The sequence below is a fragment of the Loigolactobacillus backii genome (assembly GCF_003946275.1).
Classification (GTDB): Bacteria; Bacillota; Bacilli; order Lactobacillales; family Lactobacillaceae; genus Loigolactobacillus; species Loigolactobacillus backii.
The window spans coordinates 1-8,404 of the sequence record NZ_RHNQ01000074.1 but is presented as its reverse complement, the minus strand read 5'-3'; the positions used below and the strand labels follow the sequence as shown (position 1 = coordinate 8,404).

The window sequence follows — 8,404 nt, the reverse complement described above, 5'->3', positions numbered from 1 at the left end:
CTTTTTTATTTTTCTGATTTTCAAAACAGACAAAAAACCGGTATTAGTTATTCACCAATACCAGAAAGTGTAGACCCAGTTTATTTTGTCTCGAACCTTTTTTAGTTCTTAAAAGTAAAAAATAGCCGCTTTTTACTTGTTTTTTAAAACGATCAGTTTACCGGCTGAGTGGCGCTGTTCCAATAGGCTTTGGGCCACAATAACGCTGGTAAGGTTGAAATCAAATTGTTGGGCAATTGGAACAACTAGTTCTTTTTGTTGCATTAGCTTAGTGAGGTAGCCAAGTGCAGGCCGATCACGATACTCTCTTTTTGGTTGAAAGGCAGTCATTGTGATTTGAGGGTGGGCTTGTTTTAAGGCTTCTGCAATCGGGTTTAAGGAGAGGTATTGCCCACTAGCCTTAACGTGCGCCACACCACGTTCTTGATCGTTACCGCCGTTGATTGCGTTAATAACGATATCGAATTTAACGTTGGCAGTGGAAAATTTCTCACTAGGAATAAACTGATTGGCACCTAATTGGTCCAATAAATTGGCGTGCTTTGAGGCCGCAACTGCCGTAACCGATAAACCAGCGGCCTTGGCCAATTGAAGTAATAAGCTACCAACGCCACCGGCCGCACCTTCAATTGCCAGTGATTGGGCTGGCCGAATTGATAGTGCGTTGAATAAAATATTGTAAGCAGTGATGCCAACTGATGGTAGCCCAACAGCTTGCTCAATTGGAAAAGCAGAAGGCAACCGGCCAATTTTATTATGTGAAACGGGCACTTGACTGGCGTAACCACCAATGTTTGGGTGTGCAATTACAAGATCACCAGGCAAGTAATCAGTGACGTCACTACCAATTGAATTAATCGTGCCAACAACGTCAGTACCGGGAACGATTGGAAAAGGTAAGGGCCGATTAGCCTGTTGTTCACCACGACGTAGGGCGGCATCATATGGATTTAGACCAAAGCCAATGACGTCAACTAAAACCCGAATTGGAGACAGTACTGGCGGGGCCTGAACTATTTCTTTAAAAACTGATGGCGGTCCGAATTGATTAAAACCGAAACTTTGCATAATAACCATCCTTTCTATATTCTTATAAGCGTATCATAGCAAAGCTTTTTGAAAATAAGAAGGATAACGATTCAACAACAAAGTTAGTGGGAAGAGTGCATTTTAGTCTGAATTCGCTTATAATGAAAGACTAGTAATGCAGATTAATGGATCAAGTACTAAAACTGTTTCTTCATTAATTTGTTGTTGGACATAGACAAAATTAGTTAAGGAGTCAACATGTTTTTAAACTACAAGCCAACTTGGAAGTTAAGTGCAGTGGTACAAATAACCCCTGCTGATTTAAAGCGGCACGGTATTAAGGCCGTGTTAGCTGATCTTGATAACACTTTGATTGCTTGGGATAATCCAACGGGAACAAAGGAGTTGCAAGCTTGGATTAAAACTATGGCAGAGGCCAAGATTCCAGTCGTTGTGGTCTCTAATAATAATGCTAAACGAATTCACCGCGCAGTCACATCGCTTGGGTTACCTTACATTGCTCGGGCTATGAAGCCATTTTCCTTTGGCATTCGGCGAGCAAAGGTTCAACTGGGCCTAGCCGATAGTGAAATTGTCATGGTAGGTGATCAATTGTTAACGGATATGTTGGCCGCTAATGCAGCACATATTCGAACAATTTTAGTACATCCCTTAGTGGAAACTGATGCGTGGAATACAAGTATTACGCGCTTTTTTGAAAAATTTTTTATGCGGCATTTAGATCGGGAATATCCAGAATTAACGTGGAGGAATAGCCTAAATGACTGAGAGTAATGAAGAAGCACTTTATTGTATCGGGTGTGGTGCCCAGATTCAAACAACGCAACCAAATGAAGCAGGTTACACACCACAGGCGGCTTTAGAAAAGGCCAAAGAAACTGGTGAGTTATATTGTCAGCGTTGTTTTCGATTACGGCACTATAACGAAATTTCTGATGTTCGTTTGACGGATGATGACTTTTTGGCCTTATTAACTCAAATTGGTGAGGCTGACGCATTGATCGTTAATGTTGTTGATATTTTTGACTTTTCTGGTAGCCTAATTCCAGGCCTTCACCGGTTTGTGGGTGATAATCCGGTTTTATTAGTTGGAAACAAGGTTGATGTTTTACCAGGTTCAGTTAAACGGACTAAAGTAAAGAATTGGTTACGGGAACAAGCACACGCAGTTGGTTTACGACCAATTGATGTTTTATTGACCAGTGCTAAAAGTGGTTATGAATTAGACGATTTATTAGCCGCAATTGAAAAATACCGGAATGGGCGCGATGTTTACGTTGTTGGGGTGACTAATGTTGGTAAATCAACTTTAATTAATCAAATTATCCGCCAAACAACGGGAACACAGGATTTAATTACAACTTCACGTTTTCCTGGAACAACGTTGGATAAAATCGAGATTCCGCTGGATGATGGCCATAACCTAATTGATACACCGGGAATTATTCATCGTGAGCAAATGGCTTATTATTTAGGGGCCAAAGATTTAAAATTAGTCACACCGCAAAAATCAATTAAACCAAAAACATACCAATTAAATGGCGGGCAAACGGTCTTCTTGGCTGGGTTAGCGCGTTTTGATTATGAAGAAGGACCCAAGCGTAGTTTCACGTTTTATTTAGACAATAATCTATTAGTTCACCGAACTAAATTACAAAACGCAACGGACTTTTACACCCGCCAAGTGGGTAAATTGTTACAACCACCACGGGCTAAAGAAGTTGCTGCTTTTCCTGAATTAGAACGTATCCAGTTCACACCAAAAGAGAAAAGCGATCTTGTTTTTGCCGGACTGGGTTGGGTAACAGTGCCAGCCGGGGCAGTTATAGCCGGTTGGGCGCCCAAAGGTGTAGCGGTTAGTTTGCGGAAGGCATTAATTTAAAGGAGATTAAAATGACGTTAACAGGTAAACAAAAACGTTTTTTACGGGCGCGTGCCAATCGGTTACGGCCAGTTTTTCAAGTTGGTAAAAATGGTTTGACGGCGACGTTTATTCGCCAAATCGATGAAAGCTTAGAACGAAATGAGCTAATTAAAATTAATTTATTACAAAACACAACGGTCTCGGCCAAAGAGGTTGCGACTGACTTAACTACGGCATTACCCAAACTAGTTGTCGCACAAATTATTGGTCATGTGTTAGTATTATATCGTCCAGCAGAAAAAGAAAAGTATCAACGAATTTCTGCTCAAGTAGCAGCTTTATAAAGAGGTGTAAGTTGTGGCTAATGAAACATTAACCCAACCTGTAATAACAGTTGAAACTAAAAAAAAGATTTTAGATAATGGACGACATAAACAGGTTGGCATTATGGGTGGTACTTTTAATCCGCCCCATATTGGTCATTTGATTATGGCGCAAACAGTAGGAATCCAATTAGGTTTAGAAAAGGTCTATTTTATGCCTGATGCTAATCCGCCGCATGAACACCCAAAAAATGCGATTTCGGCTGATCACCGGGTTGCGATGGTTAAACGTGCCATTACTGGCAATCCCTTGTTTGATATTGAATTGGCAGAAGTTAAGCGCGGTGGAATTAGCTATACGTATGATACGATGTCCAATCTAAAACAACAGCATCCAGATACGGATTATTATTTTATTATTGGGGCCGATATGGTCAATGATTTGCCACATTGGCACCGAATCGATGAATTATTAGAGTTGGTTCAATTTGTTGGTGTTAAACGACCTGATTTTCAAGTTCATAGTCAATATCCAGTGCTTTGGGTGGACGCACCATCTTTAGATGTTAGTTCGTCAATGATTCGTAAACGATTGGCTTGTGGACTGTCAATTCGGTATTTAGTGCCGGATGAGGTTTTGGATTATATTGAACGAGAGGGGCTTTACCGTGGCTAATGTCAATTATCGTCAGGAATTAGTACCATTTGATCGGAAGACTTTGTTAGAACGCATTAAGGCGCAGTTAAGTGATGGTCGTTTTCAACATGTTTTACGAGTTGAACAAACGGCACTTGATTTGGCCGAACGTTATGGTGGAGATAAGCAGCGGGCCGGTTTAGCCGGCTTAGTTCATGATTACGCTAAGCAACGTCCTGATGAGGAATATAAGGCCTTGATTCGGACAGAAGGCTTTGATCCAGAACTATTGGCTTATAATAATGGTATTTGGCACGGTGTTGTCGGAGCCTTTATTATTGAACGTGAATTGGGCATTCACGATGAGCAAATTTTGAATGCCGTTCGGCGGCATACAATCGGCTCGGACAATATGACAAAGCTAGATAAAATTATTTTTGTAGCGGATTTTATTGAACCAGGACGTGATTTTCCGGGAATAGAGGCAGCACGACAAGCTGCGGCAACTTCATTAGATGCTGGGGTTGCGTTTGAAATTAAACAAACGCTCAATTATTTATTGAGTACGAATAAAAAAATATATCCAAAAACGATTGCGACCTATAATGCATACGTTGCAAAATAAGGATTTATGATCAAATTGATGTTATAACCGTTTTATGAAATTAGAGGGGGATTGATTGTTAGTGGATAGTCGAGAAATGTTAGAAATTGCAGTACGTGCCGCCGATGGTAAGCGTGCTGAAGATATCGTTGCCTTAGATGTTCGTGAAGTTAGCCTATTAGCTGATTATTTTGTAATCATGCAAGGCAACTCAAAACGACAAATGGACGCTATTTTAGATGAAATCGAAGAAAAAGAAGAATTGGCGGACGTTAAGGTTGTTCGGGTGGAAGGTAAAAACTCAGGTAAATGGGTTTTAGTTGATTTAGGAGATATTGTTATTAATATTTTCAGCCCGGAAGAACGGGCCTACTATAACCTTGAAAAACTTTGGTCGAATGCTGAGACAGTTGATGTAGCTGATTGGATTGACGCATGATTTATCAAACTTTTGCCACACTATACGATGAGATGATGGATACCACCTTATATGATAGGTGGCTTTCTTTTGTTCAAAAATACGCTAAAAAAAATGCCCAGGAATTATTGGAATTGGCGTGTGGAACGGGTATTCTTGCCGTTAAACTAGCCAAAAAAGGGTATCAAGTTACTGGGCTCGATCTGTCGGAGGAGATGCTGACCCTTGCAGCAAATCACGCGGTGGAAAATCAGGTAACTTTACCGCTTATTCAAGGTAATATGTTGGATTTAAGTGATATCGGCCAGTATGAAATTGTGACTTGTTTGGATGATTCATTATGCTACATGCCAGATGAAGCAAGTATTGAGCAGGTTTTTCAACAAGTTGCTGCTTGCTTGAAGCCGGGCGGTCAGTTCTTATTTGATATGCACTCATTACACCAAATTGATGACCTTTTTCCTGGGTACATGTATAACTATAAATCCGTTGATCAGGCCTTTATGTGGACCAGTTACGTTGGTGAGCAGCCACATTCGATTGAGCACGACTTAACTTTCTTTGTTTGGGATGATGAACGCCAGGCTTACCAGGAGATTAGTGAGTTGCATAAGGAACGGACCTACCCGATTGAAGTCATTCGCCGAGCACTCCTTGCAGCTGGTTTTACTGATGTTATTGTTCGAGCAGAATTTGGTGATAAAATCGTCTCTCCTGACAGTATTCGCTGGTTTTTTGTTGCACAAAAGGGTGATTAAATTGCTACAAGCAACGGGAATGATTGTTGAATATAATCCATTTCACAACGGACACTTATACCATTTACAGCAGGCACGAAAACGAACCCAGGCGGACGTGCTGATTGCAGTCATGAGTGGTAATTATCTTCAACGTGGCGAACCGGCAATAATTGATAAATGGCAGCGCACTAAAGCGGCATTAATCAATGGTGTTGATTTAGTTGTGGAATTACCTTTGGCGACTGCTGTTGAACCTGCTGATCGATTTGCGCAAGGGGCACTTGCAATTTTGAGCCAGCTAGGGTGCTCAGCGTTAGCATTTGGCACCGAAAATGAACAGATTGACTACCAGGCAATTGGGCAAAGATTGGCGACGTTACCTACCAGGCACGCTTATTTTCGCGACTACAAACAGACCTACGCTACGCAATTAAATCAGTACTATCAGGATACGCTAAATTTAAATAGTGATGCGCCAAATCATTTATTGGCGCTCAGTTACGCAACTAGTAATGCAAAGTTGGCCAAGCCATTAAAATTGATTCCGATTGCACGAAGTGGTGCTCAGTACTTGGACCAAGAACTAAATGGTAGTGCGATTGCTAGTGCAACGTCCATTCGCCATTTGGTTACTGCGGCTAATTTTTCTCACGCGGCCTTGGAAAAGGTTGTACCTGCCGCAACTTATCAATCTTTAACGACGCAACCAATTATGAATTGGGCGACGCTCTTTCCCTATTTGAAGTATAAGGTCGAATCCAGTTCTTTATTTGAGTTAGGCCAAATTTACCAAATGACTGAAGGCTTGGAATATCGTTTTAAGAAAGTCGTTCATCAAACGGCCAACTTTTCAGAGCTATTACGGGCTTTAAAGTCCAAACGTTATACTTATACACGTTTGCAGCGCCTTTGTTTATATGTCTTGTTGAATATTAAACAGACAGAAATCACGACGACCTTAGAGCGGTCTTACATTCGTTTGTTGGGCTTTAATAAAAAGGGCCAAGCTTACCTTCACCAAGTCAAACAGGACCTAGAAGTGCCACTAATTAGTCGGGTTGATCAGGAGGTAGGAGGCGAAAATGGGTTATTAGCGTTGGAGGTTAAGGCTGATTGGTTATATGAACAACAAAGTGGCTGTGCACAAGATTTTGGCCGCAGCCCGATTCGAGTTTAAAATTTTCTTCTTGACTAAGCCGATTTAATTTAACGTAATAAAAAAGAATTGTGGTAAAAAAGCTTACCACAATTCCATTTTAGTTAACTATTGTTCAACCACATGAGCAGCCTTAACTTCATCACTTGCTAAGGTTAGAGTTCCCGCTTCATAGAGAATGTCGTATTTTACAGCCCGACCGATATTTAAAAAGTCGCGGGGACTAGACGTAATGACCGTGTCATCAGTAGTGATTCGAACAGAAGTGACCTCGTTTAACGTCATTGTTTTTCCGTTCGTTAATTCTAGGGTTAAAACGTTATCCATTAAAAGAACCTCCTATAATAATATAAATTACGCTACTTAATAGTGGCTTTGTTTGTCAGCATACCCTAATCTTGTACCCTTATAGTTGTTGGGTCAATTGTTTTATTGCAAAAAATAAAAAGTACGGTAGCTGGCTGGTAGTTTTTATGATTTGTAGAGAAAGTAAACAAGATTTAGGCCAAAACCCCGTTAAGTCAGTGTTTTATCGTGTTAAGGAAAATGCGTTGACAAAGCTATTTTTCACAGTTATAATTATTGTCGTTGCGTTAGGAGGTATCTTCGATGAAATGGTCGTTACTTGAACTTGAGAAGTACCGTGAAACACCACTAAATATTAAGGAAACACTTGATTTAAAGCAGTCATTACAAACTCGTAATGCTGATTTACTTGATGTTAGTCCTGTACTTGTTACCGGGTTGATCGCGTTAGATGGTAACAAGGTTATCACATCCTTGAAGGTCAAGGTTACTTTAACCTTACCTTCCACACGTTCTTTAAAGCCGGTGACGCTGCCACTTGATTTTGCAGTTAGTGAAATCTATGCGCCCGCTAAACAAGCCGCAAGTGACGAGCAGTCAGATTCTGTGATTCCATTGGAAGATGGCTCCTTGAACCTTGATAAGGCAGTCGAAGATAACATTTTGTTGCAGATTCCACTAAAGATATTAACTACTAGTGAGCAACAAGGTGATGCCGATATGCCAAAAGGTAGCGGTTGGGAAGTTATCTCTGAAGATACTTACAATCAGCGGCAGGCAGCAAAGAAGAAACAAGTTGATCCGCGTTTTGCGCAGTTAAAAGGCTTATTTGATTCGAATCAACCAGAAGACTAAGCTCAAAACGATTAAGATAATTTATTTTAAGGAGGTGGATTTAATGGCAGTACCAAAAAGAAAAACGTCAAAGGCGCGTAAACGTCTACGTCGCGGACACATTAAATTAGTTACGCCTAACTTGAGCCCATGCCCAAACTGTGGTGAATTAAGAATGTCACATCATGTTTGCCCAACTTGCGGCTTCTATGATGGCAAACAAGTAGTCAACACAGGTTATACTAAATAACTAGAACCTGTTTAAAAGCTTTAGCGGCCATGGCGCTAAAGCTTTTTTTGTGTTGCAAACTCACTTTTACTTTTATTGGCTCTCTGTCAAATCCTGTTGATAGCCAATTTTACAGTGTTAGAAGTTAGGCAACTTCTAATGCTGTTTTTTTATTTGGTTTGGTGCGCATTTGTTGTAGTTTGATCCGTGAAACTAAATGGTGATAGTTGCGAAAACCAAAGG

Annotated in this window: 12 protein-coding genes; 10 read left to right on the top strand and 2 right to left on the bottom strand. The window is 40.6% G+C overall.

The window, feature by feature from the left end:
• Positions 1–132: 132 nt before the first annotated feature.
• Positions 133–1,068, bottom strand: coding sequence for an NADP-dependent oxidoreductase (locus tag EKM61_RS10400; protein WP_068223656.1), 936 nt, complete (start codon positions 1,066–1,068; stop codon positions 133–135).
• A gap of 219 nt (positions 1,069–1,287) precedes the next feature.
• Between EKM61_RS10400 and EKM61_RS10395 the strand changes: the two genes are divergently transcribed.
• The 8 genes from EKM61_RS10395 to EKM61_RS10360 all read left to right on the top strand — a co-directional run bounded on the left by EKM61_RS10395 (position 1,288) and on the right by EKM61_RS10360 (position 6,813).
• Positions 1,288–1,818: a YqeG family HAD IIIA-type phosphatase gene (locus EKM61_RS10395; RefSeq protein WP_068223658.1), complete on the top strand. Its 531-nt coding sequence runs from the start codon at positions 1,288–1,290 to the stop codon at positions 1,816–1,818.
• The gene (gene yqeH / locus EKM61_RS10390; RefSeq protein WP_068223660.1) at positions 1,811–2,932 is read left to right on the top strand and encodes a ribosome biogenesis GTPase YqeH; all 1,122 of its coding nucleotides are present in this window, start codon (positions 1,811–1,813) and stop codon (positions 2,930–2,932) included. Before EKM61_RS10395 ends, yqeH begins: the two co-directional genes overlap by 8 nt.
• A gap of 11 nt (positions 2,933–2,943) precedes the next feature.
• On the top strand, positions 2,944–3,258 hold the full coding sequence (gene yhbY / locus EKM61_RS10385; protein WP_068223663.1) for a ribosome assembly RNA-binding protein YhbY: 315 nt from the start codon (positions 2,944–2,946) through the stop codon (positions 3,256–3,258).
• Between the two features lie 13 nt (positions 3,259–3,271).
• The gene (locus tag EKM61_RS10380) at positions 3,272–3,913 is read left to right on the top strand and encodes a nicotinate-nucleotide adenylyltransferase (protein WP_068223666.1); all 642 of its coding nucleotides are present in this window, start codon (positions 3,272–3,274) and stop codon (positions 3,911–3,913) included.
• On the top strand, positions 3,906–4,499 hold the full coding sequence (gene yqeK / locus EKM61_RS10375; RefSeq protein WP_225359778.1) for a bis(5'-nucleosyl)-tetraphosphatase (symmetrical) YqeK: 594 nt from the start codon (positions 3,906–3,908) through the stop codon (positions 4,497–4,499). The genes EKM61_RS10380 and yqeK overlap by 8 nt, the downstream gene beginning before the upstream one ends.
• Positions 4,500–4,575: 76 nt before the next feature.
• A complete protein-coding gene (gene rsfS / locus EKM61_RS10370) occupies positions 4,576–4,917 on the top strand; it encodes a ribosome silencing factor (protein ID WP_068226197.1) in 342 nt (113 codons plus the stop codon).
• On the top strand, positions 4,914–5,654 hold the full coding sequence (locus EKM61_RS10365; RefSeq protein ID WP_068223674.1) for a class I SAM-dependent DNA methyltransferase: 741 nt from the start codon (positions 4,914–4,916) through the stop codon (positions 5,652–5,654). Before rsfS ends, EKM61_RS10365 begins: the two co-directional genes overlap by 4 nt.
• A 1-nt stretch (position 5,655) precedes the next feature.
• A complete protein-coding gene (locus EKM61_RS10360) occupies positions 5,656–6,813 on the top strand; it encodes a nucleotidyltransferase (protein ID WP_225359779.1) in 1,158 nt (385 codons plus the stop codon).
• Between the two features lie 87 nt (positions 6,814–6,900).
• Here the strand turns inward: EKM61_RS10360 and EKM61_RS10355 are convergent, their stop codons facing one another.
• A complete protein-coding gene (locus EKM61_RS10355) occupies positions 6,901–7,119 on the bottom strand; it encodes a hypothetical protein (protein ID WP_068223677.1) in 219 nt (72 codons plus the stop codon).
• A 282-nt stretch (positions 7,120–7,401) separates the two neighbouring features.
• Between EKM61_RS10355 and EKM61_RS10350 the strand changes: the two genes are divergently transcribed.
• Positions 7,402–7,953, top strand: coding sequence for a YceD family protein (locus tag EKM61_RS10350; protein ID WP_068223680.1), 552 nt, complete (start codon positions 7,402–7,404; stop codon positions 7,951–7,953).
• 43 nt (positions 7,954–7,996) lie between these two features.
• On the top strand, positions 7,997–8,182 hold the full coding sequence (gene rpmF, locus EKM61_RS10345) for a 50S ribosomal protein L32 (protein WP_075168969.1): 186 nt from the start codon (positions 7,997–7,999) through the stop codon (positions 8,180–8,182).
• Positions 8,183–8,404 lie beyond the last annotated feature (222 nt).